This is a genomic window from Amycolatopsis sp. TRM77291, assembly GCF_054166285.1.
This window is the reverse complement of the sequence record NZ_JBSZHF010000001.1, coordinates 5,545,080-5,571,268: the sequence shown is the minus strand read 5'-3', so window position 1 is coordinate 5,571,268 and position 26,189 is coordinate 5,545,080. Positions and strand designations below refer to the sequence as shown.

The window sequence follows — 26,189 nt, the reverse complement described above, 5'->3', positions numbered from 1 at the left end:
CCCATCGCAAGCCGAGCCGATGCCCGGCGAAGTCGTAGACCACCGTGGCTTCGCCGTTGGCACGGTTCACCCAGCTGTTCTGCGGNGGGGGGGGGCGCGGCCCCCCCCCCGGGGCCCCCCCCCCGCCGCTCAGGCACCGGTGACGAAGAGGTGGGCGATACTCCCGTCCGCCCATCGCAAGCCGAGCCGATGCCCGGCGAAGTCGTAGACCACCGTGGCTTCGCCGTTGGCACGGTTCACCCAGCTGTTCTGCGGAACGGCACCGTGCGCCCGCACGTAGGCGTCGACGGACCCACGATGCCCGCCGAGGTCGAGCCCGGAGATCAGCCGGTCCGCGGCCGGGCAGACCGCGACGTCGACACCGACCCTCGTCACCAGCCCGTCCAGCACCTCCAGGTAGACGCCGTCGACGCTCGGCTCATCGGGGACCAGCTCACTCCGCCGGACTGTCGAGCCAGGGAAGAGCTCGCGCAGTTCCGCGTACGCCGCGGAGTCCTCGGGCGTGCCCAGCGCGGCGCACATCGTCACGATGATGCCGGTCAACGGCGTCCCTGGAGCGGGAAGCGGATCAGCCGCGGGCTCCTCGGTCTTCAGTGGTGCCGGCCGCGGGTCCCGCCCGCCGAAGGCCGCCACCCGGTCCCAGATCCAGTCCGCCATCGAGTCGGCGACGGGTTCGTCAGGCTGTCCCGGACGGCGTTTCACCAGCTTTCCGAACGCGACGGCGACCAGGTAGGCCGCGGCGTCGTCGGTCATCACCTGGTCCCAGACCTCTTTCTCCGGCCAATCGGGGTGCGCCGCCTGGTCGGCCTCGATCTCGGCGTTCATGGCGAGGATCTCGGCCGCCGACATCAGGCGGAAGGACTCGGTCCAGCCCCAGGTGGCACCGGTGCCGGGCGGCTGGCCGTCGTGCCAGGTGAGCAGGTCCTTCGCGACCATGGAGCCGACCTTTTCGTCGCCCTCGGTCAGATCGTCGGCCGTGGCTCCCGGCCGCAGGCTGTCGCGCAGCTCGGCGGGCATCACCGCGTCCAGCGCCGCCAGCGCGGAGGACAGGTCGATGCCGAGCTTCTGGTCGCGGATCTGCTGCCACGCCATCTCGAGCACGCCGGTGGCCTGGATGTCCGCCAGGGTGATGTCGTCGCCGCGCGCCTTTTCGACGATCCGCAGCATCGTCCGGGCGGTATCCACCAGGTTCTGCAGCAGGTCGTCGGTCGGATCCGCACGCAGCAGCCGGAGACCGAGCTGTTCGGCGTCGTCGAACCGGTACTGCGCCAGGTAGGCGTAGCCGAGCAACATGGCGACCCAGGAGTCCGCCGCGTTGGCCCGGATGGCCTCCTCGGCCGCGGGAACGAACCGTTCGGGCGGCGCGCAGCTCGCCAGCAGGTACTCCGCGCGTTTCGCCAGCGCTTTGGGGAGGTCGTCCGGCGCCGTCCGCCCGCACAGCTCCACCGCCTCGTCGAGTTGCCGCCACCCGGCCTCGTGCAGCCCGGAACGCGCCTGGGCGTCGCCCAGTTGCATCCAGTCGTCCCAGTCCCCGTGGTTCTGGCCCAGCACGGTGCGCGCCCAGCGCAGCGCCTCGTCATGGTTGTGCTCCGCCGATTCCAGATGCCGAAGCGCGCGAGCCGCCCAGATGAACTGGCTGTCGCGGCGACCGGCTACCCGGAGATAGAGGCGCCGCGCCTCGTCCGCGTCGCCGAGCGACTCACGGTGGTAGGCGAGCACCATCAACGCGCTGCTCCGCTCCGGCTGGGCCGCGAGCACCCGCGCCGCCAGCTCGCCGACCCGGGGATGCGTCGGCTGCGCTTCGTGGAGTTCCCAGGCCAGGTCGAGGTCCCGCTCCACGGTGTCGCTCATCGCATGCCCCGCTTGACCCGGTACGCCCGGAGCTGGTCGAAGGTGCCGTCGTCGACGCCGTATTCCAGGACCGGCGCCACCTGGTCGAACCAGGACGTCGTGGACGGGACGATGCCGCCGACCGCGGCCAGCAGCGCGTCGGTGGTGACCGGCACCAGCTCGTTCCTGTTCATCGATTCGATCATCGCCTTCTGCAACACGGTGGTCGTCAAATGGCTGAGGTCGGCACCGGAGAACCCCTCGGTCGCCGCCGCGACGGCCACGGCGTCGACGTCGGCGGCGGGTTTGCCCGCCAGGACGCCCTGGACGATCGCGGCCCTGGCGACCGCGTCGGGCGGCAGCACCAGCACCGTCTTGTCGATCCGGCCCGGACGGCGCAGCGCGGAGTCGATGTCCCACGGCCGGTTCGTCGCGGCCAGGAAATAGACCCCGTCGTTCGTGCCCGCCATGCCGTCGAGCTCCTCCAGGAGCTGGGTGACGAGCATCCGCATCGCGTGCGATCCGCCGCCGCCGGAGGTACGCCGTCCGCCGAGCGCGTCGAACTCGTCGAAGAAGATCACGCACGGTGTCGCCGCGCGGGCGTGGCGGAACACGCTCTGGATCGCCTTCTCGCTCTCCCCGATCCACTTGCTGAGCAGGTCCGCGAGGGTCACATGGAGGAAGGACGCGCCGAGATCACCGGCGATCGCCCTGGCGATGAACGTCTTCCCGCAGCCCGGCGGGCCGTACATCAGCAGCGACCCACCCGGTTTCTGCCCGAACGCGGCCGCCAGGTCGGGATTGCGCAGCGGAGCGAGGAACGCGGTGTTCAGGTGCTGCTTGACCTCGGCCAGCCCCGCGACGTCGTCCAGCGTCACCTTTGGGCGCTCGGCGTCCCACAGCGACGCCGGCACAGCGCTTTCCTGGCGGTCCTCGTCGGCCGGGGCTGGAACCGCCTCGGCTGGCGGGGGGTTCGAGGCGCGCAACCGCGTCGCCATCAGCCGGGCGCGCAGCAGCCGGACCCGCGCCGGATCACCGCCGTGGGCCTCGAACGCCGCCAGTTCGGTGGCGGCGCGTTCCGGCTGCCGCTCCAGCAGAAGCGTGACGAAGTCTTCGCGCAGCGCCAGATTGCCGGGATCGGCTTCCACCTCGCGCGCGATCACCTCGACGAAGCCGTCCGGATCCGCGCCGTTCATCGTGCGGCTCCTTCGCTCCAGCCCTTGAGCACGCCGACGATTCCGGGGTTGTCGTCTCTGGTCATACGGTTCTCTCTCGTCCGAGCCGTGGCCATGTCCGTTCCGGGACAGACAAGCATCCCTTCGATCGCCGGGGCACCGGGGGTGGTCCCTGTCAGGGGTGAATTGGGGGACGGTCCCTGATGTGCGCCTGCCTCGCCGGATGGATCGTGGCGGGGTGACAGCAAGGACAACGGAAACATCCCGGCCCGTACCGGCCGAAAGCCTCGACCGCGCGATGTTCTTCGGCGGCAACGCGCCGATGGAAGGCGTGTTGAACTCACTGGCGATGGAGCCTTTCATCACCGGTGCGCAGCCGCATTCACGAGCCGCCGAGATCACCGAAGTCTCTCCGGAGGCGACGTTGCTGCCCCCGGGTGTCGACGCGGATCTGACGTACGAGCTGGACGGACGGCACTCGCACCTCGCCTTCGGACCTGATTGGACACTCGTCGCGTTGCGGAGACGTGCCGGCGCCGCGACCGTGTGCGTGTCCGCCACCTCCGGCGACCTGGCGGACGAGGTGCTCGCGGCCGCTGTCCGAACCGCACGGACCGGAACGCCGGGGGAGTCGGCCGTACCGGTCGGTTTCTGGCACGTGCAAGGCTGTGGTGGTGCCGGGGTGCGTGCGCCCAGGACGATGGATCTGCCGCCGTGGCAGGAGATCCGCGGCAACTACCCGCGGTCCGCGATGACCGCGCTCGACACGCTCATGACGGTGCGGCCGCAGGACGTCACCGGCAGGCTCGTACTCCTGCACGGCCCCGCGGGCACCGGCAAGACGACCGCCGTGCGCGCGCTCGCGCACGAATGGCGGGACTGGTGCCAGGTCGACAACGTCCTCGACCCCGAGGTCCTGTTCGCCGATCCGGGCTATCTGACGTCGGTGGTGCTCGGCGAGGAACGAGCGGACAAGCGGAAATGGCGGCTGCTCATCCTCGAAGACTGTGACGAACTGGTCGGCGCGGACGCGAAACGCGACTCCGGGCAGGCACTGTCCCGTTTGCTCAACCTGACGGACGGATTGCTCGGTCAAGGCCTGGACATCCTCGTCTGCCTGACCACCAACGAGAACGTCGCGCGGCTGCACCCCGCGGTGGTCCGGCCGGGCCGTTGCCTCGCGGAGATCGAGATCCCCCGGCTGCCGAAGGACGAGGCGGTCACCTGGCTGGGCGCGGGGGCGGAGATCGGCGCGGAGGGCGCCACCCTGGCCGAGCTGTATCGTCTGCGGACCGCGGTCTAGCCGGGGTTCGCCGTTCGCCGGATTCCCGGGGGCCGGGCTGTTAGGGTCCGGCCATGCGAGTGTGGTGGTGTGGCCTGGTCATAGGCGCGATCGCGCTGCTCGGCGCTTGCGGCGGGGGCGGGGTGGGGAAGGGGCAGGTGGTGCCCTCGACGACCACGACGACTCCGACGACGGGCCTCGTGCAGACCACGACGCGGCCGCCGCAGTCGCCGGTGACCACCACGACCCGGACGACGCCGGAGACGACGCGCACGACGACGACCCATCGCACGACGACCCATCGCAAGACGACCGCGAAGCGTCCGACGGCACCGCGCTACACCGCTCCCCGGAGACGCTGACGGCTTATTGAGTGGTCATGTTCGCTCCATTGAGGACAACGCGGCGGTTGCTCCGGCCCGGACCGCCTCGTGCCCATGTCGCGAAAGCCACTTTCGGGACATCAGACGTCGCGAAAGTGGCTTTCGCAACACGCCACACGTCCGCCTTCATGACGCGGTCCCTTGTGGACAGTCGCGGCCTCCGCCCGGATCGAGGACTCGGTCTGCGATCCTTGACAGGTGATGGAGAGCGCGAGGCGCGAGCTGAAGCGGATGCGGGAATCGCCCGATGCCTGGCAGGAAGTGCGCTACGAGCGTGCTAAGGATGGCGACGCGAACGCGGCGCGGCGCGCGAAAGTGTTGTGGGCGCTGCAATACGACCGCCGGCCTGGCGATCTCCCGCTGGTGCGATGGCTGGCCGGGCAGGAGGCGGTGTGCCGTCACGAGGCGCCGTTCCAGGGGCTGAGCGAAGAGGCGGAGCTGGCCGGTTTCCTGCTCGCCGAATACCGGCAGGTCGAGGATGTGTGGCTGCACTGGGAAATCAAGGCGGCGAACTTCGACACCTGGTGCGGTTACGACCAGGAACATCTGTTCGCCGCGGGAGTCCGGCGCACCATCGCCTTCGTGCGCGACAGCGGGCATACCGACCGTGACGCCGTGCTGGAGCGTCTGCTCGACGAGAAGGGCAGGCCCTGCGTTTCCGAGAAGGACCTGGCGAAGTGGTCGGAGCGCAAGCGCTCCCGATTCCCCGCCGATCCGGCCGCCGAGGATCCGCTCACCTGGGTCAGGCGCGCCCAGCTGACCGGCGACCGGGAACTGACCCGTCAGGAGCTGGACCGGTGGGCGGCGGGCCGCGAGCGCGACAAAGAGACCCTGGGTCTGCTCCGCCATTATCTGGCCGACTTGGGGGCGTTCGCCGAGGCGGCGCGAGCGCAGCGCGAGAGCTTGGTGTTCGCCGGAAACGCCTGGGACTCGGCGTCGGCTTGGCAGACCCTCGCGGGGCTGGAACGCCAGGCCGGCGACCACCACGCCGCTTGGGAGGCGCTGCGCGAGTGCCGCCGGGCCCTGGATGGCGTGTCCAGGTGGCAGGAGGTGGGGCTGGGCCGGATGTACGTCGAGGAACTGTTCCTGCTGGCCGGTTCCGCGGAGGGCGAGCTCGCCGGGGCGGTGTTCGCCGAGGCGGACCGTCAGGCTCGCGACTTGCCCGGCCTGTCCCTGGTGGTGTTGCAAAGCGCCGCCGAAGCGGCCGGAAGGGGCGGCGACCGGGCCAGAGCCGGGCACTACCGGAAGCTCCGCGACGCCGAGCGACAGCGCATCGACACCGCAATGGGCCGAGCCGCACGGTGATGCCGATGTGCCGGGTCGGGTGGACCCACCCGAATCCGCGCCGGCACATCGGCATCAGCGCACCGTCAGGCGCCGGGCTCCTCCTGGAGGGCACGCACCTCGACCTTGCTTCGCAGCGCACGCGATGCCTGCTTGGCCCACTCGATCGCGACGTCGTCGTTTTCGGCCTCGATGATCCAAAACCCGCCGAGGTATTCCTTGGCCTCGACGAACGGGCCGGGGGTGAGCACGGGGCTGTCACCGGAGTAGTCCACCGTCGTCGCGGTCGACGGCGGCTGCAGACCACCGGCGGTCACGAACGCGCCCGCCTCCTCGACGGCGGTGTTGAACGCACCGACCGCGGCCATGATCTCCTGAAGCTCCGCCGGGTCCATGTTCTCCATCGTCGGCTCCTCGGCGGAGTCGTGGGGGAGGCTCAGGAAGTACTTCGTCATTGTCGTCTCCTCGTGGTCTGTGTCTGCCGGAAACGCTATGGGGAGACACCGCGGTGACGCATCAGTCATCGTGACCGATATCCGGCGGCCGATGACCGGCGCGGGCCGTCAGACGAGGCCGGCCAGCCCGGCGCGACCGGTGACGCCGAGTTTCGGATAAGCCTTGTAGAGGTGGTGACCGACGGTCCGCGGGCTGAGGAAGAGCTGCGCGGCGATCTCCTTGTTCGTGTGACCGGTGGCGGCCAGCCGTACGACCTGCAGCTCCTGCGGGGTCAACAGGGTGAGCGGGCCACTGCGCCGGGGCTCGTCGCCCCGCTCGCCGAAGGCGGCCAGCTCGCCGCGGGCACGCTCGGCCCAGAGCTCCGCGCCGAGGCCCTCGAACGCGGAAACCGCCGCCGCGAGATGGGCGCGGGCCTCGGTACGGCGGCGCTGGCGGCGCAGCCACTCGCCGTAGACCAGCTGGGTCCTGGCGCGTTCGTAGGGGCCGCCGTGCCGTTCCTGGATCCGCAGTGCCTCGGCGTACAGCGCGTCGGCCTCACCGTCGTCGGCCAGCAAGGCCCGGCAACGCAGGGCGAGCCCGGTGGCGATAGGACGGTCGACGTGCTCGGCCCAGTGCAGGAACGCGGCCAGCGGTTCGTGGGCGCGATCCGGCTCGCCGCCACGCACGGCGGCCTCCACCAGATCCGGCACCGCCCGGATCAGGAGGTCGCGGCTCGCGGGCCCGCGGCACACCGCCTCGAGCCGGTCGGCAGCCACCTTGAACCGCCTGGCCGAAAGGTCGAGCATGCCGAGACCCCAGTCCGCGATCTCTGCGTTGACCCGGTGCCGGGCCCGGGCACGCGGGAGCACCTCCTCGGCGAGAGCCAGGCAGCGTGGCTCGTCACCCGAAACGGCGTGGAGCCACACCTCCACCGACCGGTGTGCCAGTCGTTCGGTCGTGTTCCCGAGTTCGGCGGCCACGGCCGCGCCTTCCGCCACACACGCGCGGGCGTCCGCGAACTCACCGCGGAACAGCCGCGCCACGGCGAGGACGTTCAGGGTGTACGGCACCCAGCCCAGCGCCCCGGTGGCCCGCACCTGGGCCAGCATGTCCTCGGTCCCGGCGGCGACGCCGTCGTCGTCCGCGATCATGAGCCCGCCGAACCCGGCCGTGACGCGGTGCATCAGGTCGTTCCCGCCGCCGCTCGTGGTGGTGTAGAGCTCGCGCATCGGCCCGATGGCCGGCTCCGGCCGTCCGGCGAAGAGCTCCGCCCACCCGAGAAGGGCGGCGACGACCGGTGCCCAGTGCTCCGGCGGGGTGAACCCGCGCATCAGCTCCGCCGCACGCTGCAGCAGGTCGTGCGCCGCTCCGTGGCGGGCGGCGTGCACGGTCTCGAAGAACGTTAGCGCGGCGCGTTCCGGATCGGTGTCGCGCACCAGTTCGGCGGCTTCGATCGTCAGTTCCGCGTCGGCCCGCGGGGATGTGCGTTCGTACTCCACGGCGGCACGCGTGTAGATGGCGTCGGTCCGGACGCCGGGGTCGGTGGTGAGCGAGAGCGCTTCGGCCGCCAGCCTGGCGGCGCGGTCGGCCTTGCCGGCATCGAACGCGGCCTGGCTGGCCAGGGCGATACGCCGGGCCTTCAGTTCGCGGTCCGCGCTGAGCCTGCCGGCGCGGTCGTAGGCGGCGGACACCGCCATCGCGCCGCCTCGGTGCCAGGCCCGCTCCGCCGCAGCTTCGAGTTCGGCGGCCACCGCCTCGTCGGGGGCCGTGGTGGCGGCGGCGAGGTGCCACGCCCGGCGATCCGCGTCGGCCTCCAGCGCGTCGGCGTACGCGCGATGTACCTCGATCCGCCGGTGCAGCGGCGCGTCCTGATAGGCGGCCGCCCGGACCAGGGGGTGACGGAACGTGATCCGGCTGTCGATCCGGAGCAGCCGGTCGCGTTCGGCGGGCGCCAGATCGCCGGGGGCTCCACCGAGGGCCTCGATCACGTGCAGGATCGTCGCGAGCGGCGCCGCCGTGTCCGCCGCCGCGGCCAGAAGCGCGCGCTGGGTGGGGTCGGGAAGCTCGACGATCTGGCGGCGGAACGTCTCCTGCACGCGGCGGGCCACCGGCAGCGGGCGGACATGCTCGGCCGGGTCGGGCTCGTCGGCGTCGTGTGCCGCGAGCCGCGACGACCCGAGTTCGATGATCGCCAGCGGATTGCCGACGGACTCCGCGAGGACCCGGGCCCGCACCGGCTCGACGAGTTCCGGCGCGTGGTCGTCCAGCAGCCGGGCCGCATCGGACGCGGCGAGACCGGACAGATCCACGATCTCGATACCGGCGATTTCGAACGGCGCCGACGTCTCGCGCACCGCGAACAGCATCGCGATCGGGTCGGCCACGAAGCGGCGGGCGGCGAACAGCAGTGCCTCCACCGAACCCTGGTCGAGCCATTGCAGATCGTCGACCACGCACAGCAGCGGGGCGTCTTCGGCAAGATCGGCGAGCAACGACAGGGTGCCGGCGGAGATCAGGAACCGGTTGGCTTCGTCACCCTCGGCCAGTCCGAAAGCGCACCGCAGTGCCGTGGCCTGGGGCGCGGGCAGGGCGTCCAGCCGATCCAGATGCGGGAACAGGAGCTGGTGCAGACCGCCGTACGCCAGCTCGGAGTCGGACTCGACCCCGGCCCCGCGGACCACGCGCATGCCCTCGGCCTCGGCGATCGACACGGCGTGCTCGAGCAGGACCGATTTCCCGATGCCCGCCGCGCCCCGCAGCGACAGCACCCCGCTGCGCGCGTCGCGCGCGTTCGTCAGCAGACGTCGAATCCGCGCCAGCTCGACGTCCCTTCCCACCAGCGACATGCGGTCACCCTAGAGGGGCGGCCTCAGTTCCGGACGGCAGGCGCTGCCGACCAGTGACGACCGGCCTCAGGAGTCGTCGTCCTCAGACGACAGTAAGCCGGACTTCTCGGCCCGGGCCACCACCTTCTTGACGAACTCGATGGAACCGCAGTCCTGGTCGAGCAACGCGTTGCGGCGCGAGGCCCACGCCGTGCCCAGATCCTGCCGGACCTTCTCGCTCACTTCGGTGCGCGCCGGGTTGAGAATCGTCTGCTCTTCTTCGCCGATGTGGTGCATCAGCGCCTCGGCCAGCTTCTCGACCGCGTCGTCGAACTTCTGTGTGTCGGTGCCCTTGCATTCCAGCAGGTTCAACAGCGCCTGGTTGCCTTCCGCGTGTTCCTCCTCGCCGTGTTCCTGTTCGTGTTCGTCGATGGCGTCCTTACGCCGCAGGGCGGGATAGACGTCCTGTTCTTCGGCCTCGCCGTGCGCGATCAGTGCCGCCGACAGCGCGGCCCGGGCACCTTCACGGTCCGCGGTCGCGTCCCGCAGATCACGTAAGAGCTGTTCGAACAGACGGTGATCGTCCAGGATGAGGTCGACGACGTCACCGGCGACAGGACGGGGAATGGTCACGGCAGTCATAGGTCGAGAATTCCCGTCCGGCGGCGGTCCGGCAACTCGAGGCACGATCGCGGGCTTGCCGATTACGCGGTGGCGCGAAGCCACGTTAAGCCCTCAGGTGCCGCTATTTCCTTGCGACGTAAGGTTTCCGTGCCAGCGGAGAGGGTCGTCTTCCAGTGCGGAGCGGTCCCAGTTCCCGCGATTCGCGGCGGCTTCGTAGGTGCTGTGGAGGAATTCGGCGACGGCGCGGTCGGGGTCGGGTGCGGTGCGCGCGGCCTCGTAGGGCAGCAGGAACTGCTTGAACTCCGTGCTGAAGTACGCGCCTTCGGGGCCGATCGGCTGATCGGCGAACCCCTCCGGTTCCGGGTAGGCGTAGGAGTAGAAAGCGCCTTCCTCGCCGCCGCCGGGCCAGAATCCGCAGCTGGACAGTTCGCGGGAGTAGCCCTCGACCATGACCCAGTCGCCGCAGTTGGGCGCCCCTCCGGGGTGCGGCGGAGCCGTCCGCCCGGAGAACCGGGTGCAGGCGAGATCCATGGCTCCCCAGAAGAAATGCACGGGACTGACTTTGCCGACGAAACGCGACCGGAACTCGCCGATCACCCGGTTCGCCTGCAGCAGCTGGCGCCAGAACAGGGCGGCCGCCTCGCCGTCGTAGGAGGCGTGGGTGTGGTCCTCGGCGAAGGGGATCGCCGGCTCGACCTCGTTGGGGTGCGGCCGGATCGGCGCCTCGATCCCGAGCCGGTCGAGCGTGTCCATGATCCGGGCGTAGAACTCGGCGACCGGCATCGGCCGGAGCGGGAAGCTCAGCGTGCTGCCGTCGCTGCTGCGGACCTCGAGCCGGTGGCCGACGAAGTCGAACTCGATCTCGAAGGCCCCGGCGCGGTAGGGGATCGCGGAGGTCGTCAAGCCGCGCGGGCTGACATACAGCGTCACCTGCCACCAATGGTTGACCAGGGGAGCGTGCGCCATGCGGATCTTGCCCACGATCTGGGTCCACATGTGCAGGGTCTCGCGGGTGGGGGTCCAGTCAGATACCCGAAGGCTCGGCCAGCTCGTTGTCGCGGGGCTGGTCATCGGTCTCACTTCCTTGTCTCGGAACTAGGCGGTGGGGGCGGGCGTGTCGAGAAGCTGTGTCTCCCAGGCGAAAGCGACTCCGGTACCGCCTTGGTGCCGCGCGGCGATCTCCACGAGTGCCGGTATGGTCGCTTCACGAGCCCAGTCAACCCAGGTCATCGGCACCACGCCCGCCTGGACCATGCGCCGGACGGCCATGTCGTGCGCTTCGGCAGATACCCGCCGCAGGCACGGCGTAGTCGTCATCGAGGGCCTGGATCGCCGGCATGGCCACGCAGATCTCCGTCCAGAGCCCGGCGATGATCAGCACGCTCTTCCATGACCGTGGTCAGGATCGTGGGGATGCCGAACGCCTTGACGGTCTTCGCGAGCCCGACGGCGTTGTCGACGACCATCGTCGGCTCGTGGCTGTTGAGACCGGCGAACTGGAACGGCTGGTGGTCGATCAGCAGGAGGACGCTCTCCTCCGGAGTCAGCAAGGCATCGAGCCCGGTCCTCTTGGCGCCCATGGCGGGTCTCCTTCTCTCGGGTGGAGCAGACGACCGGAGCGACGTTCACCGTTTTTGTTGACGCGTCTACAACTACCCGACTTTTGTAGACGCGTCAACATCGTTGGTAGGCTCCGCGGATGGTGCACGCAGGGCTCGAAAAAGGGCGGCCGGCGCCCCTGACCGCTCATGGGTGAGGCGCGCTGGCTGGACGAGCGGGAGGCGCGCGCGTGGCGCGGGATGATCGGCGTGCTGCCGCGGCTGACCGCGGTGCTGGAGCGTCAGCTGGTCCAGGACGCGGGACTGTCCGCCGCGGAGTACACCCTGCTGGTGCCGCTTTCGGAGGCTCCGGACGGGGTGCTGCGGGCGCGTGACCTCGGCCGGATGGTCAGCTGGGAACGCAGCCGGATCTCCCACCAGGTCATCCGGATGGAGAAGCGTGGCCTCGTCGTCCGCGAGGAGTGCGACGAGGACGCGCGCGGGTCGATGGTGCGGCTCACCGACGCGGGCCGGACGGCCATCGTCGCCGCCGCTCCCGCCCACGTCGCCGCTGTCCGGCAATACTTCATCGGCGCGCTCACCGATGCCGAGCTCGATGTCATCGGGCCCGCGCTCGAACGGGTCCTCGACCGGCTCCCCGACGACGACGGATGATTCAGGCTCGCTCGATCATCCGGTCACGAACACTGCCGAGTTCGTCGCTGGTGACGCCGGCGCCGAGCAAGTACCGCTCGGCATCGAATCCGTCGAGGGTCGCGATGACGGCCTCTTCGGCCGTGGTGTCCCGATCCTCGAGAGCAGCCTGGATGAACGGTCCTTGGTCGGCGGTTTTCATGGCTGCGAACAAGGCTTTGAGGGCTTCGGCGGACATGATGTAGTCCGCGGCGATCGCCTCGGGTTCCACATCGGCCAGCGCGAGCAACAGAAGTGCGACGAGCCCGGTCCGGTCTCGCCCGGCGCCGCAGTGGAACAGGACACCACCGGGAGGTGTGCGGGCGATCGTCTTGATGACGGCCGCGCAACGCTCGGCTTTGCGCTGGAGGAAGACGGGGTAATAGAGCGGGGAGCCGTTGAGCCGCTCACGGTTGACGTGCTGCCAGAACCCGATGTCGTCGATGTCGTCGAGCGGGACTTCGATCCGGCCGACGCCGGTCGGGGTAGCGGGACCTTCCGAGGTGGCGGCGAATTGTGCCGAGCCCGCCTGCGCCGTGAGCGGCGTTTCCGCGGGCCGGATCTCGTCCGCGTTGCGGAGGTCGATCACCGTGCGGACACCGCACTCGCGCGCTTGGGCCCAACCCGTCTCCGTGACGAAACGGAGGTCCGCCGCCCTGAAGAACGCGCCATAGCTCGTCGTGGCGCCGGATTTGGTGGGTAAGCCGCCGAGGTCCCTGGTGTTGAAGAAACCTTCCCAGGCCACCGCTCTGCTCGTGCTCATCGTCCGGGCGCTCCCTCGTCGATCAAGCCGGGTCTGTGTCCGCTAATCATCGAGGTAGCGGTATCGCTTGTCGCCTGGCGAGAGGAGCACCTGGCCTTGGTGGATCCGCCACTCACTCATGCCGTCGGCCTCGTGGCTGGCGAAGAACAAGCCTCGGACCAGGTCGTTGTCCGGGTCGGAGGCGGGGAGTCGCGCGATGCTTCTGAGCTGGCCGAGTAGCCAATCGACCGCTTGTTGCCGGATATCGCCGCCGTAGAAGACGTAGCAGGTCCAGTTGAAGGGATCGCGGGGCAGGCTCCAGCCACGTGTGTAGAAGCCGTCGTCGTGCGCCGAGATGATCTCTCGGATGGCGGCGAGTTGCTTCTCATCGCACTCCAACCATCCTCTCACCGACACGTAGACGCCCATGGTCAGTCCTCTCATGCGTGCTCCAGCTGCTGAAGTTCGACACGCCGATTCGTAACGCAAAACGAAAAAACCGCCCGACCTCGGCGAATCCGCCAGGTGGGCGGTGTTTCGTACTGTGGAGCTAAGGGGACTCGAACCCCTGACCCCCTCACTGCCAGTCAGGTTCGACCAAGGCGCTGACCTGCGGTCATCGAGAACCCGCTGGTCGGTTGGGGCAACTGTGGGCTGCTCGACGCGGTTCGGCGTCGTCGGGTGCAGTTGTGATCCACCCTGTGCTCCAGGTCTGCTCCAGTTCAGGACAGCTCAACGACAAGAGGACGGGCGACAATGATCTTCGAGTTGGGACAGCGCCTCAGTCTAGCGAACTCGGTCCAGATAAGCGCACGAAGTAGATATCAGGACAGGCATCGCTTCGATGAAGTTTTCCAATACTCGGTGAGGATCGGTCTCGGGGCCGGAGCGAAGCACCGCCTCTTTACGTCGATCGGCCACCACATACTCGATGGCGTCCCATAAGGAAGCATGGCGATGAGCGAACATCCAGAGGTGATAAGCATCGTGGCCCACCATCACACGTGGTGTGGCGGGAAGGCCAATCTGGAAGTACCAGGGGGCATCCGGCGAATTGCCAAGCCCTAGCGCAAGTGGTTCGATCTGATGCTTGTATGCGAAATCCTGCATCTTTTCGGGAACTAACGCTATCTCGGCCAGTAGTCCCACTGCGATCAGGCGATCAATGATCGAGTCAATTTTTTCCGGCTCCATCTCGGAGACTTCTCGGTAAACTCGGTCGCGGCGAGGCGGGTCCTCGGCAAGCGTTTGAGGGTCGCCATGCGTATATGTCCACACCCTTAGCTCTTCGTGGTCAATGGAGAATATGCCGTCGGCAAATCTGATCTCGTACGAGTCGGCCATTCCCTCACTCTTGCCGCGTGGGGTGAACAACGGGCCGACAGAGTGACCCACCGGTACAAGGATGGATTCGACACCTGCGAGCAACGGCTCGGTCGATGGACTCTTCAGGTCGAGAGAGGAAACATTCAGTTTGTCGAGAGTTTTCTCGATCAACGTATCCGGCGCGTTTGATGTTGTGAAGTCGCCTAGTTCCTTGTAGAGGAGACGGCGGTGTTCCAGTAGCCTGTCCAGATCTTGCATTGTCGGTTTCGTGGTTTTCAGCCGGATCCTGAAGGCCTCCGCCCAGAACAGGGAGCGGAGGTAGTGTTCGTCTCCGGAGCCGTAGAGCTCCTCGTAGCTGTCGATCGCACGGGTGATCTGATTCAGTGATTCCTCGGTCAGGCCGGCTGCGTTGGCGCGCTCTGCCCATGTGGCACGGGCATGAGCCAAGTTCCCCAAGAGGTGGTGGTGTCCGGCCGTTACCGCTTGTGCGTAGTGGTCGGCCGCCAAGCGACCGGCTGCCAGCGCTGCGTCGGCGTCACCGGCGCGCTCGTGTGCCCTTCCTAAGCAATCGTTGCCGTACGCGAGGTCAGGGGTGCTCATGGTGTCGTCCAAGGACTCCAGGTATCGCTGCCACAGTGCAACCTCAAGGGATGCCAGCGAGTCTTGGGTTTCCGGCAGATGTTCAGCGGCCACGCGGGCCACGTGCCCTGGCGTCGAACCGATCCCCGCGAGGATGATCTGAACCATCGCGGCCGGCTGCGCCAGCCCGGCCACGACGATGCACGCGGCCGGGAGAAACGTCTCTGGATATCTGACCAGTAGCGAGCGGATGCACAGCAGCGTTCGGGCTTGCGCCGGCGTGGGCGCGTCCACTGTCGGCGACGACAGACCGGACGCGCGTGCGAGCACCAGCAACGCGTGTAAAGCCTGCTGGATGGTTGCCGTTGCCGCTAGCGATCGGCAGGCTACGTCCGCCATTTGTTCGGCACTCACCACAGTCGCTGCGATACTCAGCACCACGGCCTCGCCAAGCCTGTCCGGCCGCAACGGTTCGTAGTACCGATAGGCAACCGTTGTGGGATATACCTCGTGCAGCACCGTTGCCAGTCGAGTCACCATGGAGTCATCGATGTCTACTGGCCCGAGAGCTGCCTTCAACGCGCGTTCCGCCTGCTGAACGTCACCGGCGAGATATAGCGCAGGCACCGCGAGCAGTCGATCCACGAGATCGCCGAAGTTGACGTTCTCCGGCTCCAGGGTGGCGGAATGGGCACGAAGCCACCTGCCCCACCACCGTCTTTCGTGCCCGAGCACGGCGCCGAGCGCTCCGCGTGAATCGATGGAAGCAGGCGGTCGCTGGTGTTCCTGCTCGTGCAAGACCACACTGAGAGCGGCTGCGTGCGCCCCCAGAATGTCGTCCGGATCCATCGTGATGGAATCAAGTATCGGTGGCACCGCGGATGGCTGTCGAGAGAACACGGCCATGTGGAAGTTCCGGTATGCCTGGACGAGCATGTCTTTTGAGATGACGGCCGTAGGGCTACCAGTCAACTTGGTGGGCTGGTCATCGACGAGATGGCCGACGTCGGGGTTGCCTGTAAGCGTTCGCCACCAGGCGCCGACTGTGCGAGCGAGGAGTAACACCCGAACACGTCGGCGTCGGGCTGACGGCAATTTGGCGAGAAGTTTCGGGAGTTCGTAGGCCCAGTCTTCCGCATAGTCGACGCACACGAGCACGCTGGTGTCTGCGTCACGCAGTGCCGCGCTGAGCGTGGTGAGATCGCCCGTTGGGCGGTTGGCCACGTGGCCGACCAGCCAATCCGTCTCAGGTTCCGCCGCCAACAGTTCGCCGAGCTCGATGGCCAGGCGCGTCTTGCCGGAGCCACCTGGCCCGTGGACAAGCCGTACTATCGCGGCCTCGTCTCGCTCACACCAGCCCTTGAGGTCAGTCAGCTCTGGCGGTGGCACGTAGTCAACGATTCGGCGGGCGGGATCGAGGTAGTAGGAGGGCAACCGGCGAGATTTGTCGACCGGAGGGGTCGGGCGCTGTCGTAACAGTCCCTGCAGGTCCGCAGGACCGGATGTCTCGCGGTGCCACCGCGGCCCGGACTTCAGGGCCTCGGCGAGCCGGCCGTGTTCGGCTTCCCAGTAGGCGTTGTCGGTCGACACCGACAACGCCCGCTTCCTCCTCGCAGCTTCCTCGGCGCACGTCCGGACCCATGCCCGTACGACGTCCAGGTGCGGCGGACCGGCGGAGTTGCGACCGTTCTCAATCTCGTTGAGCCGGCTCGGGCTGATGGTCCTGTTGTCCGTGGCGAGCTGAGGAAGCATCAAACGGGCGAGTTGCTTACAAGTTAATCCCGCATCTTCTCGTAGCGTCTTGAGGGCCTTGCCGAACTTCTTGAGAGCATCACTACCGCTGGCCGGCGTCTGCATCCTCGAGTAGACCCTCTCTCCGTTCGACGGCTGTTCGAGGAACCGCCCCGCCGTCTCGTTTCCACCAGTCAAGCCCTGTTTTCCTGTTCGGGCCGGTTCGAGACCTCGTCTGTATCTACCACACGTAGCGGAAGGTCACATCCAGAAACCACACCACGACGGATGGGGCCTCACGTGAAGGAAATCCTCGAACTCGGCACGGCCGTACTGCAACTACTGACCGCGGCGGCAGCGGCCCGGCCGCTACTTATGAAGCGGTCCCGTGCAAGGCCGGGCGGCAGCGCAACACGTCTACGTGACGGGACAACTGACGAGGTCCGGTCCCCGTCGCCGGAACCCGACGGTGGTGGCGACACAACAGCGCCGCCCAGTAGTTGATCATCGACCACCTCGTATCGGCCAACGTCTAGGCGGAGTCGGTCTTCCGCCCTTTCCGCCTAGAAGAAATCCGTGCCCAAGAAACGACGGCGCGACCGGCGTAGCCGTCTTGTCGGGGGCCAGGCCGGAAACACGGCCTTCAGCAGCGCATCCGAGTGCCGGATATCGACCGACCCCGTTCCGCCGGCCTCCGGACCGCCAGAATACGACGGCGAGGCCTGGAATCGAACCATGCGGACTGCCCGGGAAATGCGCAGGCTGACGGCGGTGTTCCTCGACGGGGAGCCCGAAGCCCGTTTCCACAGCGGAGACCTCCGGCGTGCGGCGAACCTCACCGGCCAACGGCTGTCCGCGTTGCTGGAAAAGCTGCGTAACCTCGGGTGGGTCGCCGACGGGTTCGACGAGTCCTCTCCTGACCGTTTGCCGTACTACGTGCTCACGGACGTTGGTCGGCGCGAGCTGACCAGGCCGTAGTCACTCAGCTCGAACGCATCGAAAGCCCCCCACTGCCTGCACAACGTGGGTGTGGGGGCTTTCGTTTTTACGCGCCGAGTTCGGCAGCAGCGTGGCACCGTTGTCGTCGCGCGGGTCGGTGACCGGCGTGACGTTCGAGCTCCTGGTGCGAACGTGATCGCCGAGCGATGGGTTAAGCCCTGTGCGCCGCGAATTCCTGGCTCGGATCGGCATCGTCACGGCACGCAGTTGCCAACAGATGTTGGCCAACTGTCGTGGGCATAAGGTGGAGATATGCGACGCTCGTCCGAACAAACCAAGGCGGCGATCCTGCGGGCCGCGCGCGATCGCTTCACCGCCGACGGCTACGACCGCGCCACCGTCCGCGCGATCGCGGCCGACGCCCACATCGACCCCTCCATGGTCATGCGCTACTTCGGCAGCAAGCGCGAGCTGTTCGCCAAAGCCGCGGACCTCGACCTGAAGCTGCCCGACCTCACCACGGTGCCACGCGACGAGGTCGGGCGTGCCCTGGCCGGGCACCTGATCGACCGCTGGGAGGGTGATGACGCGTTGCTGATCCTGCTGCGCACCGCCGTGACCGACGAGGACGCGGCCGACAAGATGCAGAAGATCTTCGCCGGGCAGCTGACGCCGCTGATCGCGCGGTTCACGGACGATCAGGTCGCGGCCGCTACCCGCGCCGGACTTGCCGCCAGCCAGGCGCTCGGCCTCGCCTTGTGCCGGTATGTGCTCCGGTTGCCGCCCGTGGCCGCGCTCAGTCGCGAGGAGGTCGTGGAGTGGGTCGGCCCCACCCTGCAGCGCTACCTCGCAGGCCCGCGCTGACGCGGGCGGCCCGACCGGCCGCGTGATCAATCCCGAGGGAGCAGGACGGTGGCGTGGTTGGATCCCGGTACCACGCCACCGCGTTCGTGGGCGCCTCTGAGCGCCTCCGAGGTGGCGTGTCCTCGCATGGCCTGCGCGTCCTCACACTCGAACAGGACTACCGCCTCACCGGGGTCCTCGGCGTTCGTGCTCACCAGGACGGTGCGCATACCTGCGGCGCTCCTCAGGTCGGCGAGGCCGTCGAACGCCGCGCGCCAGGTGCCGTAGTCGGTGAATCGCTGTCGGACCAGGAGGTACTGCATTGCGTGCTCCTATCGTGCCGGGACGGGACGCCCACTGCTGGAGGAGGCGATAGGTGATGGGAAGGTTGATCGGAAACGACGTCGGTGCTGGAAGGATCTGTGACCAGCACTCAGCGCCACGAGCCAGCGCTACTCACCCTTCAGGCTGATGTGGAGGCGGTTCCCGCCCAGGCGGTGAGGGCGGCTCGGACGCCCTCCTCGTCGGGGCGGTCGGTCGCCCAGGCGAAGTAGCCGTCGGGCCGGACCAGGGCCGTGGTGCGTCGGTCGCCGGTCCAGTGCGCGTGGACGACGTGGCTGGGCACGTCCGCGTCAGTACCGTCCGGTGTGATCAGCACGAACCTGCCGCCGCGCTGGAGCTCGTTCAGCCGTCCCTCTTCGAGGTCGACGTCGGGGGCGCGCCGTCCGGTCAGCTTGTGCGCGCCGCGCGGGGCCTTGTAGGCGATGCCGATCCCGGTGATCATGGACGCCGCCTTGTCGGCCAGCGGACGGAAGTTGCTGACGACCGTCCCGGCCGCGCGCCGCAACATCCGGGCGACCCAGCCTCGGAGCAGGGCGGCCCGCACCAGCGTCCCGCTCATCCGCAACACCACCTTGCCGACCGCGTGCCGTTCGACCTGATAGGTGTCCAGCAATCGGTCGTCGGCGCCGTCACGCAGCACGGCCACCAGCTTCCAGCTCAGGTTGGCCGCGTCCTGGAGGCCGGTGTTCATGCCCATGGCGCCCGCCGGAGAGTGCACGTGCGCGGCGTCACCGGCGAGGAACACCCTCCCGACCCGGTAGGCCGGTGCCTGCCGCTCGTCGCTGTGGAACCGCGACATCCACGGGATCTCGGTGATCCCGTAGTCGGTCCCGAAGTTCATCTGGAGCAGTTCCTTGACCTCGTCCACCTCCAGCGGCGCGTCGTCGGGAAGCTGGTGACGGCGGTTCCAGCCGGTCACCCGGTAGAGGCCGCCGCCCATCTCGGTGAGCAGCGCGAACCCGTCCTGGACGGCGTTCACGACGAAGGGCCGGTCCGGTGCCTTGCCGAGCCTGACGTCGGCCAGGATCAGTGAGCTGAGGATCGTGTCACCGGGGAAGGGCTGGCCGATCGCGGGCCGGATCGAGCTGTGCACCCCGTCGGCGCCGACCAGATAGGACGCGTGGAACGTGGCGCCCGGCTGCCCGTCCTTGTCCTCCGTGCGGGCCGTCACGCCTTTCGCGTCCTGCTCCACCGCGACGACCTTGGTCTCGTACACGAAGGCGACCCCGGCCTCACGGGCCCGGCGTTCCAGCACCTTCTCCACCTCGTACTGCGGAGTGAACAGGACGAACGGGTAGCGGGTCGGCAACCGCGAAGGGTTGAGCCGGGCTGCCTCGAACAGCGCCAGCCGGCTGATCGGGTGCCCGCTCGCCACGACCTCGTCGGCGATGCCGCGGGCATCCAACTGCTCCAGCACCCTCGCGTGCACGACCAGCGCTCGAGACAGGTTGCTGACCTTGTGCGGACGGCGCTCGGCCAGCACTACCGAAAGGCCCGCTTCGGCCAGATCCCCGGCCAGCAGAAGTCCGGTCGGTCCGGCACCTACGACCAGGACATCGGTGGTGGTGGAAGTGGGTGACATAGGTACCTCCGGCTACTAGTCAACGCTTGTTGGCCAACATCTGTTGGCATACCGTAGGACACTCGGTTCACCAACGTCAACAGGTGTTGGCTTCGACCTGCCGGCTGTGGCACCGCCTGCCGCCTCGGCGACGGGCGGTCTTGGCCTGCGGGGCGCGCCCGGCGGAAGCAGCCGGGTCCTTGGGCGGCCGTTTTCTGGGACGGAAGACGTCGGCCCCCAAGCCGTTCGACACGGCACTCCGCAGGTGAAATGTGGGTGGTCGCGTGCCGAGTAGGCCGGTTCACGCCATGCTCGAAACTCGAGGATGAACCGCATTTCTGATGTTTGATTTCAAAATCAAATATCTCCCTAGGTTTTGAGACAGCGGTAGACGGTGGCTCGCGAGACGTTGAGCCGGTCGGCTATCTCCGGCACCGGACGTCCGGCCGCGTACAGGGCGCGTGCCTGCTCGGCCGCTGGTTCGGTCAACGCGGCGGGCCGCCCCCCGCTTCGTCCTCGCGGGCGTCCGCGAGGACGCGGACCGCTGGTCACTTCGGCGTGCCGGCCGGTGCGAGCCGACTCTTTCGCCGCTCCCTCCCGGGCGAGGTCGGAACGTGCCAGCAGGGCTCGGGCGCCGTCGAGGATGAGGAGTTTGAGCCGTTCGGGGGGCACGTCCATGAAGAGCACGACCGGATCGCTGAGTCCCGCGACCACCTGCGCGGCGCGTACTCGCTCTTCGAGACCGCGATGCGGTCCGCACACCAGATCGTTGGCCAGGGCCATGGCCGCGCGGAACCGGTCCGCCACCGGCGCCTGGACCAGCAGTGTCATGTCCCTGACCAGCATCAACAGCGTTTCCCGGTGATGCAGGTAGACGTCGATGTAGGCCTCGATGGCACGCCAGCGCACCGCTTCCGGGTCGCCGGCCGACTCGGCATCGGCGAGCGCGTTCTCCAGTTCGTCCAGCAGTGGCAGCGTGAGATGACGGAGGAGTTCGTCCTTGGACGCGAAATGGTAGTAGAGCGCCGCCTTGGTGATGCCGACCCGATCCGCGATGGCCTGCATGGACGTGGCGCGGTAACCGCGGGCGGCGAACAGCGCGCGGGAGGCCGCCAGGATCCGCTGCGGGGTCGGGCTCATGTGACTCCTACTTACCCAAGGTCAATTCGTGGCTATGATACTTACCAACGGTAAGCCCAAAGGAGAGCCATGAGCAAGCGAATCAAGGTCGCCTTCGATTCCCGGGGTACGACCTGTGCGGGATACCTCTACCTGCCACCGGCACCGGACGGTCCACTGCCTTGCGTCGTGCTGAGCCATGGCTTCAGCGGGACGATGGACCGGCTGTTCCCGCACGCCGAGCGGTTCGCCACCGAGGGCATGGCGGCGCTGGTGTTCGACTATCGCGGCTTCGGGGAGAGCGACGGCGAGCCGCGCCAGCTTGCCGACATCGACGGTCAGCAGGACGACCTGCGCGCCGCCATCGGGTTCGCCCGCGCCCACGACCACATCGAACCCCGCGCCGTCATGCTGTGGGGCAACTCGCTCGGGGGTGCCCATGTCGTCTCGGTCGCCGCCGGCGACCCGGACATCGTCGCGGTGGTGGCACAGATCCCGTTCAACGGGTTCCCCAAGCGCGTCGAGGGACGTTCGACGTGGCAGACGCTACGGCTGCTCGGAGCCATCGGCTGGGACGCGCTGCGCGGCAAGCTCGGCCTGCGGCCGTACTACATACCCATGGTGGGGCAGCCGGGCGAGCTCGCGGTCGCGGCCACGGCCGAAGCCGAGCAGCACATCCGGACACTCACCGGCGGAGGCGAGACCTCCCTGTGGCGCAACAGCGTCGCGCCACGGGCGTTGCTGAGCATGATGCGTTACCACCCCGATGAGGCCGCCGCCCGCCTGACCATGCCGCTGCTGGTCTGTGTCGCGGCCGATGACCACGAGACGCCCCTTGAGACGACCAGGGCACTGGCGGAGCGAGCCTCGCGCGGAGAGCTACGCAGCTACCCGGGCACGCATTTCACCTTCTACACCGACTCAGCCACCCGTGAGCGTGCCCTCACCGACCAGATCGCCTTCCTTCGTCGCTGCCTGCGGCCGCACGTGAGCTAGCTCATCCGACGCGCCTGTCACGCCGGGCGACGCCCACCCGTCCTGGTGGGCGTGAAGACATCGAAGAAGATCATCGCCGGGCCTGACGAGACGCCGCGGGCTTCGGCCGAGCCGCCTGTCCGCCGGCGGCGTTGGCCGCGTTGGCTCGCGGGCACGGTCGCGCTGCTGCTGGCCGCGGTCCTGCTCGTCGCGTACGTGTGGCAGCCGCCCGCCGTGGAGGGGTACCGCTCGCCATATCTGGGTCGCGTTCACTCCCTGTACGCGGAAAGTGCCGTCGCGCGTTTCCACTACACGAAGACCGGGCAGGGTGCGCCGGTGGTGCTGATCGCGGGCGGGGCTCAGTGGCAGCACTCCTACCGGGACACCATCCCCGCGCTGGCCGAAAACCACACGGTCTACGCCGTCGACCTGCCCAGCCAGGGCTACACCGAGGTAGCGGAGGACTTCTCGTACACGATCCCCGCCATGGCGGACGCCATCGGCACGTTCATGGACGCGGTGGGCCTGAAGAAGGCGTCGCTGGTCGGGCATTCGTGGGGTGGCGCGTGGAGTCTGTCTTTTGTCGAGCGTCACCCCGAGCGTGTGGACAAGCTGGTGCTCATGGACTCACCCGGCCTGAACAAGGAACCGGCGTCGCAGACGGCCGTCTTCGAGATGCCGGTGGTGGGCGAGGTCGCGGTGAAACTGATGCGACGCCCGGATTTCGAGACGAGTCTGCGTTCCGCGTTCGCACACCAGGAACGGATGACCGCCGAGGTGGTCGACGAGACCTGGGCCTGGCTGTCCAGGCCCGAACGACGAGAAGCCTTCGTCGAGCTTGCCCGCAGCCAGGACTACGCCCCTCTCGACGAGGGTCTGGGCCGGGTGGCCACCAGCACGCTCATCGTCTGGGGGCAGGACGACCAGTGGCTGCCCGCGTCCTACGCCCGCGAGTATGGTGACCGCATCCCCGGCTCGGAGGTGAAAGTGATACCAGGCGCCGGACACAATGTGCACGAAGACGATCCAGCCCAGGTGAATCCGCTCCTCGTCAAGTTCCTCAGCCCCTGACTTCCAGGTGGATCCCGATCCAGCGCGCGACAGCGGGGTGGCACCGCACGCCGATCTCGGCATCTTCCGGCGTTGCCGGACGGCGAGTGTGGGTGACGATGCCGCACAAATACCGCGGCCCGGCCGGGAATGGTTGCGTGTAGTCCGTCCACAAGAGACACATGCCTGTGACGATGCGGTGCGCGATCCGCGCCACGACACGTCCAGAGGTGCTCCGTGTGCGCCAGAATGTCAAGCCGGATAGAGGTTTGACTCGATGCCGGACGTAATGTCAGCGAAATACGTCCACTGTGGCGCCCGCACGGTCGTCGGGGTAGCGGTAGTTGTCGATCTGCACCGGCATTGCTGTTGCGCGTCGACGGTTCGCGCTGGGGACGCTTTGAGTCGTGGTCACCTACCGGCACCGCCGACGATTCATCACCGGCTCCTGGCCGCTACCGCGAGCTAGAGCGTCTGCTCGCTCACCCAGCTCAGGTACTCGGCACTTCCACCCACGATCGGCGTCACCACGATCTCCGGCACGTCGTAGGTGTGCAGCCTCGTGATCCGCTCGGTCAGCTCCAGCACACGACCGTTGGTCGTCTTGATCTCGACGCGCCACTCCGTTCCGGTTTGGATCTCGCCATCCCAGCGGTACACGCTGGTGATCGGACCGACGATCTGCGCGCACGCGCCCAGCCGCGCTTCCACTATCGTCGCCGCGAGGAGCCGGGCCCGCTCTTCCGAATCGGTCGTCGATGCCACGATTACGTGTTCATCTGCCATAAGCCAAGCTTAGTGACCGACAGGCGGTCTCACCCGCTGTCCAGGTCGAGGGCCGGGCGTAGCCGCGATCGTCATCAAGCGAGTGACCGCCTCGAGCAGGACTCCGACCACATCGAAACGTTTTCGTTCGGCTTAACAGGAGAAGCGGTTGGCCTGGGGAATTCGTGGGCCGCTTGGGGCGCGAAGCCGGAACTGCTGATCAACAGCCGGGTTGCGGTTTTGGACGGCAGTCGGGCAGCGTGATCATGTGTTCAGCGGTGGCCTCCAGGTCGTCATGGACGGCGCAGCACGGCAGCGGTTCCGGGAGATACCGGGCGTCCCGGCTGAAGGCGAAGCACGTCAGGATCCGTGCCGCTGGACTGGATCCCTCGACAGCGTTGTCCGCCGACGAGGTCGTGACCGCGTCGGTAGCCGCCAGTTTGGTGGTAGTGGTTTCCAGACGTTTACCTTGCCGCCTGTAACGCGAATGAACCGGCGTTGAACCCTGGGCGCGCATCCTGGTCATTCGGTGGGTATCTGCTGATTGCGGAGGTGGGTCGATGGACGACGCGAGGATTTTGACCGCGTTGCGGTGGGCCGCGAACGCGGTGACCGGAGCGGCGCTCGCGGTGTTGTTCAGTTTGTTCGGGGCCGGAATGGCGAACGCGCGCGAACAGCACGCGCCGCAGAAGGGGCCCGGGGATCAATCGCAGGAAGATCCGACCGGGGGGAAGCCCGACGGGAGAAAGTCCGGTGTGAGCAGGGCCACGACCGAGAACGACGACAGGCGCAGGCGGCCTGCGCCTGAACCTGATGCCCAGCGTGAGGGGGTGGCCACCCACAAATTGGTGCAGCGGGCCGACGGTCGTCCGAAGTCGCAGGTCCGGACGTCCGCACCGGCACGGAAGACGTCGAAGAGCGACAACGGGCGTGGGAATTCCGGCGATGACGAGAAAGACGGCAGCGAGCGGGGCAAGAAGGACAGCGGCGGGAAGGAAGAGGGCAAGAAAGACGGCAACAAAAAGGACGACAGAAAGGAACGAGAGAAGGACGAGGACCGGGATCGCGACGACGACCGCGACGAGAACAAGGACGACGACCGCGACCGTGACGACAAAGACGATGACAGCAAGAGGGACCGCGACAACGACCGCGGGCGCGACCGGAAGGACGACGACCGTGAGCGTGACGACTCGGATGACAGCGAGTCCGATGAGCGTCGCGACGACGGCCCCGGCGATTCGGACGACTCAGAGGCCCGCGACTCGGATACAGAGATCCAGCCCGCGTTCACGCCGGCCAGAGCGGAGACTCTCCCCAGTGTGGTCAGGCTCGCCTCGACGCGCGATACCGGACCACAGGTCACGCAGGCCGAATCCCCGGTGCCCGAAGCGCCGAAACCGCCACCGCACGACGCGGGTGCGGGGCCGTACGCGTCCGACCCGTGGATAGTCGACGACCTGATCAAGGAGCCGCAAGTGAGCGGTCTCGCCTTCGCCGTTTCGTCGCTGTTCCCGAACGGGAGCCGCCATCTCGCGCACTTCCTGTCCAACACGGGAGAACCGCTGCCGGTGAACGTGGACGAAGTCCTGCGGGCCGCGCCGGGACTCGCCGCCAAGGTCAACGAACAGTTGAACGCCGAACTCAAGCTGAACCCCGATATCAGGCGAGCCGTCGAGCAGGCGGTCGCCACCGGCCGATACGGCACGTCGGTTCCGTTCACCGGTGGCTGGGCCGAACACAACATCACACCCGAAGAGAACCAGGACTGGCACCTGGCGCTCGGGAATGTCAACCACTCGGTGACTGGTGTGGTCACCGTGCGGCCACCGGAGCGGCCCGGCGGGGCGCCACGGGTTCAGGTCGACTACCAGGTGCACCTCTACGACCGGTACAACTGGGACGCCGACAAACCGGGCAAGCAAGCTCGCATCTTCGGCGTGATCCCGGCCCCGGACGCCGAACTGGCCGAACTGCACCGTGCCGGGATCGCCAAAGAATACGATTCGGTCGGCTCCTCACCGACACACTCCTACTCCGGAGAACTTCCGCGGTGACGGTCTGGAGCAACACGGTGATGGAAACCAGCGCGCGGGCGGCCTCGGCGACCGCGAACGGCACGGGAGAGCCGTTGGGCGGCGGCGTCGG

Annotated in this window: 24 protein-coding genes; 9 read left to right on the top strand and 15 right to left on the bottom strand. The window is 67.9% G+C overall.

Going from position 1 to position 26,189, the window contains the following annotated elements; all coding sequences use genetic code 11:
• Positions 1 to 129: 129 nt before the first annotated feature.
• Together ACXIZN_RS25680 and ACXIZN_RS25675 are read right to left on the bottom strand one after the other, a co-directional pair.
• A complete protein-coding gene (locus ACXIZN_RS25680) occupies positions 130 to 1,851 on the bottom strand; it encodes a tetratricopeptide repeat protein (protein ID WP_457957327.1) in 1,722 nt (573 codons plus the stop codon).
• Positions 1,848 to 3,026 carry an ATP-binding protein gene (locus ACXIZN_RS25675; RefSeq protein WP_457957325.1) on the bottom strand — a complete coding sequence of 393 codons (1,179 nt, stop codon included), beginning with the start codon at positions 3,024 to 3,026 and terminating at the stop codon, positions 1,848 to 1,850. Before ACXIZN_RS25675 ends, ACXIZN_RS25680 begins: the two co-directional genes overlap by 4 nt.
• A gap of 217 nt (positions 3,027 to 3,243) precedes the next feature.
• On the opposite strand from ACXIZN_RS25675, the gene ACXIZN_RS25670 reads away from it, so the two are divergent.
• From ACXIZN_RS25670 to ACXIZN_RS25660, 3 genes are all read left to right on the top strand, one after another.
• A complete protein-coding gene (locus ACXIZN_RS25670) occupies positions 3,244 to 4,308 on the top strand; it encodes a DUF5925 domain-containing protein (protein WP_457957323.1) in 1,065 nt (354 codons plus the stop codon).
• A 53-nt stretch (positions 4,309 to 4,361) separates the two neighbouring features.
• Positions 4,362 to 4,649: a hypothetical protein gene (locus ACXIZN_RS25665; RefSeq protein ID WP_457957321.1), complete on the top strand. Its 288-nt coding sequence runs from the start codon at positions 4,362 to 4,364 to the stop codon at positions 4,647 to 4,649.
• Positions 4,650 to 4,868: 219 nt separating this feature from the next.
• The gene (locus ACXIZN_RS25660; RefSeq protein WP_457957320.1) at positions 4,869 to 5,975 is read left to right on the top strand and encodes a hypothetical protein; all 1,107 of its coding nucleotides are present in this window, start codon (positions 4,869 to 4,871) and stop codon (positions 5,973 to 5,975) included.
• A 65-nt stretch (positions 5,976 to 6,040) separates the two neighbouring features.
• Here ACXIZN_RS25660 and ACXIZN_RS25655 read toward each other — a convergent pair whose 3' ends face one another.
• The 6 genes from ACXIZN_RS25655 to ACXIZN_RS25630 form a co-directional block, all read right to left on the bottom strand.
• Positions 6,041 to 6,409 carry a YciI family protein gene (locus ACXIZN_RS25655; protein ID WP_126737700.1) on the bottom strand — a complete coding sequence of 123 codons (369 nt, stop codon included), beginning with the start codon at positions 6,407 to 6,409 and terminating at the stop codon, positions 6,041 to 6,043.
• Between the two features lie 108 nt (positions 6,410 to 6,517).
• Positions 6,518 to 9,235 (bottom strand): helix-turn-helix transcriptional regulator, encoded by a 2,718-nt coding sequence (locus ACXIZN_RS25650; protein WP_457957318.1) that lies wholly within the window; start codon positions 9,233 to 9,235, stop codon positions 6,518 to 6,520.
• Between the two features lie 66 nt (positions 9,236 to 9,301).
• Entirely contained in the window at positions 9,302 to 9,856 is a 555-nt protein-coding gene (locus tag ACXIZN_RS25645; protein WP_192746200.1) for a hemerythrin domain-containing protein, read from the bottom strand.
• A gap of 93 nt (positions 9,857 to 9,949) precedes the next feature.
• Complete coding sequence (locus tag ACXIZN_RS25640; RefSeq protein WP_457957316.1) at positions 9,950 to 10,909, bottom strand: DUF5996 family protein; 960 nt, start codon at positions 10,907 to 10,909, stop codon at positions 9,950 to 9,952.
• A gap of 24 nt (positions 10,910 to 10,933) precedes the next feature.
• A complete protein-coding gene (locus tag ACXIZN_RS25635; protein WP_457957314.1) occupies positions 10,934 to 11,155 on the bottom strand; it encodes a hypothetical protein in 222 nt (73 codons plus the stop codon).
• On the bottom strand, positions 11,152 to 11,418 hold the full coding sequence (locus tag ACXIZN_RS25630) for a hypothetical protein (RefSeq protein ID WP_457957312.1): 267 nt from the start codon (positions 11,416 to 11,418) through the stop codon (positions 11,152 to 11,154). Before ACXIZN_RS25630 ends, ACXIZN_RS25635 begins: the two co-directional genes overlap by 4 nt.
• 168 nt (positions 11,419 to 11,586) lie before the next feature.
• On the opposite strand from ACXIZN_RS25630, the gene ACXIZN_RS25625 reads away from it, so the two are divergent.
• Positions 11,587 to 12,051 (top strand): MarR family winged helix-turn-helix transcriptional regulator, encoded by a 465-nt coding sequence (locus ACXIZN_RS25625; protein ID WP_457957310.1) that lies wholly within the window; start codon positions 11,587 to 11,589, stop codon positions 12,049 to 12,051.
• Between the two features lies 1 nt (position 12,052).
• Here the strand turns inward: ACXIZN_RS25625 and ACXIZN_RS25620 are convergent, their stop codons facing one another.
• The 3 genes from ACXIZN_RS25620 to ACXIZN_RS25610 form a co-directional block, all read right to left on the bottom strand.
• A complete protein-coding gene (locus ACXIZN_RS25620) occupies positions 12,053 to 12,832 on the bottom strand; it encodes a tyrosine-protein phosphatase (protein WP_457957309.1) in 780 nt (259 codons plus the stop codon).
• A 42-nt stretch (positions 12,833 to 12,874) separates the two neighbouring features.
• The gene (locus tag ACXIZN_RS25615; RefSeq protein WP_457957307.1) at positions 12,875 to 13,255 is read right to left on the bottom strand and encodes a hypothetical protein; all 381 of its coding nucleotides are present in this window, start codon (positions 13,253 to 13,255) and stop codon (positions 12,875 to 12,877) included.
• A 342-nt stretch (positions 13,256 to 13,597) separates the two neighbouring features.
• Positions 13,598 to 16,573: a helix-turn-helix domain-containing protein gene (locus tag ACXIZN_RS25610; protein ID WP_457957305.1), complete on the bottom strand. Its 2,976-nt coding sequence runs from the start codon at positions 16,571 to 16,573 to the stop codon at positions 13,598 to 13,600.
• 609 nt (positions 16,574 to 17,182) lie between these two features.
• Here ACXIZN_RS25610 and ACXIZN_RS25605 point away from each other — a divergent pair.
• Both ACXIZN_RS25605 and ACXIZN_RS25600 read left to right on the top strand, forming a co-directional pair.
• Complete coding sequence (locus ACXIZN_RS25605; RefSeq protein ID WP_457957303.1) at positions 17,183 to 17,425, top strand: hypothetical protein; 243 nt, start codon at positions 17,183 to 17,185, stop codon at positions 17,423 to 17,425.
• 273 nt (positions 17,426 to 17,698) lie between these two features.
• A complete protein-coding gene (locus ACXIZN_RS25600; RefSeq protein WP_457957302.1) occupies positions 17,699 to 18,250 on the top strand; it encodes a TetR/AcrR family transcriptional regulator in 552 nt (183 codons plus the stop codon).
• 26 nt (positions 18,251 to 18,276) lie between these two features.
• Here the strand turns inward: ACXIZN_RS25600 and ACXIZN_RS25595 are convergent, their stop codons facing one another.
• From ACXIZN_RS25595 to ACXIZN_RS25585, 3 genes are all read right to left on the bottom strand, one after another.
• A complete protein-coding gene (locus ACXIZN_RS25595) occupies positions 18,277 to 18,552 on the bottom strand; it encodes an antibiotic biosynthesis monooxygenase (protein ID WP_457957301.1) in 276 nt (91 codons plus the stop codon).
• 140 nt (positions 18,553 to 18,692) lie between these two features.
• Positions 18,693 to 20,153: an FAD-dependent monooxygenase gene (locus tag ACXIZN_RS25590; RefSeq protein ID WP_457957300.1), complete on the bottom strand. Its 1,461-nt coding sequence runs from the start codon at positions 20,151 to 20,153 to the stop codon at positions 18,693 to 18,695.
• Positions 20,154 to 20,501: 348 nt separating this feature from the next.
• Complete coding sequence (locus tag ACXIZN_RS25585; protein WP_457957299.1) at positions 20,502 to 21,272, bottom strand: TetR family transcriptional regulator; 771 nt, start codon at positions 21,270 to 21,272, stop codon at positions 20,502 to 20,504.
• Positions 21,273 to 21,341: 69 nt separating this feature from the next.
• On the opposite strand from ACXIZN_RS25585, the gene ACXIZN_RS25580 reads away from it, so the two are divergent.
• Together ACXIZN_RS25580 and ACXIZN_RS25575 are read left to right on the top strand one after the other, a co-directional pair.
• On the top strand, positions 21,342 to 22,247 hold the full coding sequence (locus ACXIZN_RS25580; protein ID WP_457957297.1) for an alpha/beta hydrolase: 906 nt from the start codon (positions 21,342 to 21,344) through the stop codon (positions 22,245 to 22,247).
• A 51-nt stretch (positions 22,248 to 22,298) separates the two neighbouring features.
• Positions 22,299 to 23,297, top strand: a complete 999-nt coding sequence (locus ACXIZN_RS25575) for an alpha/beta fold hydrolase (RefSeq protein WP_457957295.1) — start codon at positions 22,299 to 22,301, stop codon at positions 23,295 to 23,297.
• A gap of 444 nt (positions 23,298 to 23,741) precedes the next feature.
• On the opposite strand, the gene cutA is transcribed toward ACXIZN_RS25575, so the two are convergent.
• A complete protein-coding gene (gene cutA / locus ACXIZN_RS25570) occupies positions 23,742 to 24,062 on the bottom strand; it encodes a divalent-cation tolerance protein CutA (RefSeq protein WP_457957293.1) in 321 nt (106 codons plus the stop codon).
• A gap of 809 nt (positions 24,063 to 24,871) precedes the next feature.
• Here cutA and ACXIZN_RS25565 point away from each other — a divergent pair.
• Positions 24,872 to 26,098, top strand: coding sequence for a hypothetical protein (locus ACXIZN_RS25565; RefSeq protein WP_457957291.1), 1,227 nt, complete (start codon positions 24,872 to 24,874; stop codon positions 26,096 to 26,098).
• Positions 26,099 to 26,189: the final 91 nt, after the last annotated feature.

What these genes read in the sequence shown, in the direction of transcription:
- ACXIZN_RS25680 (WP_457957327.1), bottom strand. Translation starts at nt 1,851, where the DNA reads ATGAGCGACACCGTGGAGCGGGACCTCGACCTGGCCTGGGAACTCCAC.
- ACXIZN_RS25675 (WP_457957325.1), bottom strand. Translation starts at nt 3,026, where the DNA reads ATGAACGGCGCGGATCCGGACGGCTTCGTCGAGGTGATCGCGCGCGAG.
- ACXIZN_RS25665 (WP_457957321.1), top strand. Translation starts at nt 4,362, where the DNA reads ATGCGAGTGTGGTGGTGTGGCCTGGTCATAGGCGCGATCGCGCTGCTC.
- ACXIZN_RS25655 (WP_126737700.1), bottom strand. Translation starts at nt 6,409, where the DNA reads ATGACGAAGTACTTCCTGAGCCTCCCCCACGACTCCGCCGAGGAGCCG.
- ACXIZN_RS25650 (WP_457957318.1), bottom strand. Translation starts at nt 9,235, where the DNA reads ATGTCGCTGGTGGGAAGGGACGTCGAGCTGGCGCGGATTCGACGTCTG.
- ACXIZN_RS25645 (WP_192746200.1), bottom strand. Translation starts at nt 9,856, where the DNA reads ATGACTGCCGTGACCATTCCCCGTCCTGTCGCCGGTGACGTCGTCGAC.
- ACXIZN_RS25640 (WP_457957316.1), bottom strand. Translation starts at nt 10,909, where the DNA reads ATGACCAGCCCCGCGACAACGAGCTGGCCGAGCCTTCGGGTATCTGAC.
- ACXIZN_RS25635 (WP_457957314.1), bottom strand. Translation starts at nt 11,155, where the DNA reads ATGACGACTACGCCGTGCCTGCGGCGGGTATCTGCCGAAGCGCACGAC.
- ACXIZN_RS25630 (WP_457957312.1), bottom strand. Translation starts at nt 11,418, where the DNA reads ATGGGCGCCAAGAGGACCGGGCTCGATGCCTTGCTGACTCCGGAGGAG.
- ACXIZN_RS25625 (WP_457957310.1), top strand. Translation starts at nt 11,587, where the DNA reads ATGGGTGAGGCGCGCTGGCTGGACGAGCGGGAGGCGCGCGCGTGGCGC.
- ACXIZN_RS25620 (WP_457957309.1), bottom strand. Translation starts at nt 12,832, where the DNA reads ATGAGCACGAGCAGAGCGGTGGCCTGGGAAGGTTTCTTCAACACCAGG.
- ACXIZN_RS25615 (WP_457957307.1), bottom strand. Translation starts at nt 13,255, where the DNA reads ATGAGAGGACTGACCATGGGCGTCTACGTGTCGGTGAGAGGATGGTTG.
- ACXIZN_RS25610 (WP_457957305.1), bottom strand. Translation starts at nt 16,573, where the DNA reads ATGCAGACGCCGGCCAGCGGTAGTGATGCTCTCAAGAAGTTCGGCAAG.
- ACXIZN_RS25605 (WP_457957303.1), top strand. Translation starts at nt 17,183, where the DNA reads ATGCGGACTGCCCGGGAAATGCGCAGGCTGACGGCGGTGTTCCTCGAC.
- ACXIZN_RS25600 (WP_457957302.1), top strand. Translation starts at nt 17,699, where the DNA reads ATGCGACGCTCGTCCGAACAAACCAAGGCGGCGATCCTGCGGGCCGCG.
- ACXIZN_RS25595 (WP_457957301.1), bottom strand. Translation starts at nt 18,552, where the DNA reads ATGCAGTACCTCCTGGTCCGACAGCGATTCACCGACTACGGCACCTGG.
- ACXIZN_RS25590 (WP_457957300.1), bottom strand. Translation starts at nt 20,153, where the DNA reads ATGTCACCCACTTCCACCACCACCGATGTCCTGGTCGTAGGTGCCGGA.
- ACXIZN_RS25585 (WP_457957299.1), bottom strand. Translation starts at nt 21,272, where the DNA reads ATGAGCCCGACCCCGCAGCGGATCCTGGCGGCCTCCCGCGCGCTGTTC.
- ACXIZN_RS25580 (WP_457957297.1), top strand. Translation starts at nt 21,342, where the DNA reads ATGAGCAAGCGAATCAAGGTCGCCTTCGATTCCCGGGGTACGACCTGT.
- cutA (WP_457957293.1), bottom strand. Translation starts at nt 24,062, where the DNA reads ATGGCAGATGAACACGTAATCGTGGCATCGACGACCGATTCGGAAGAG.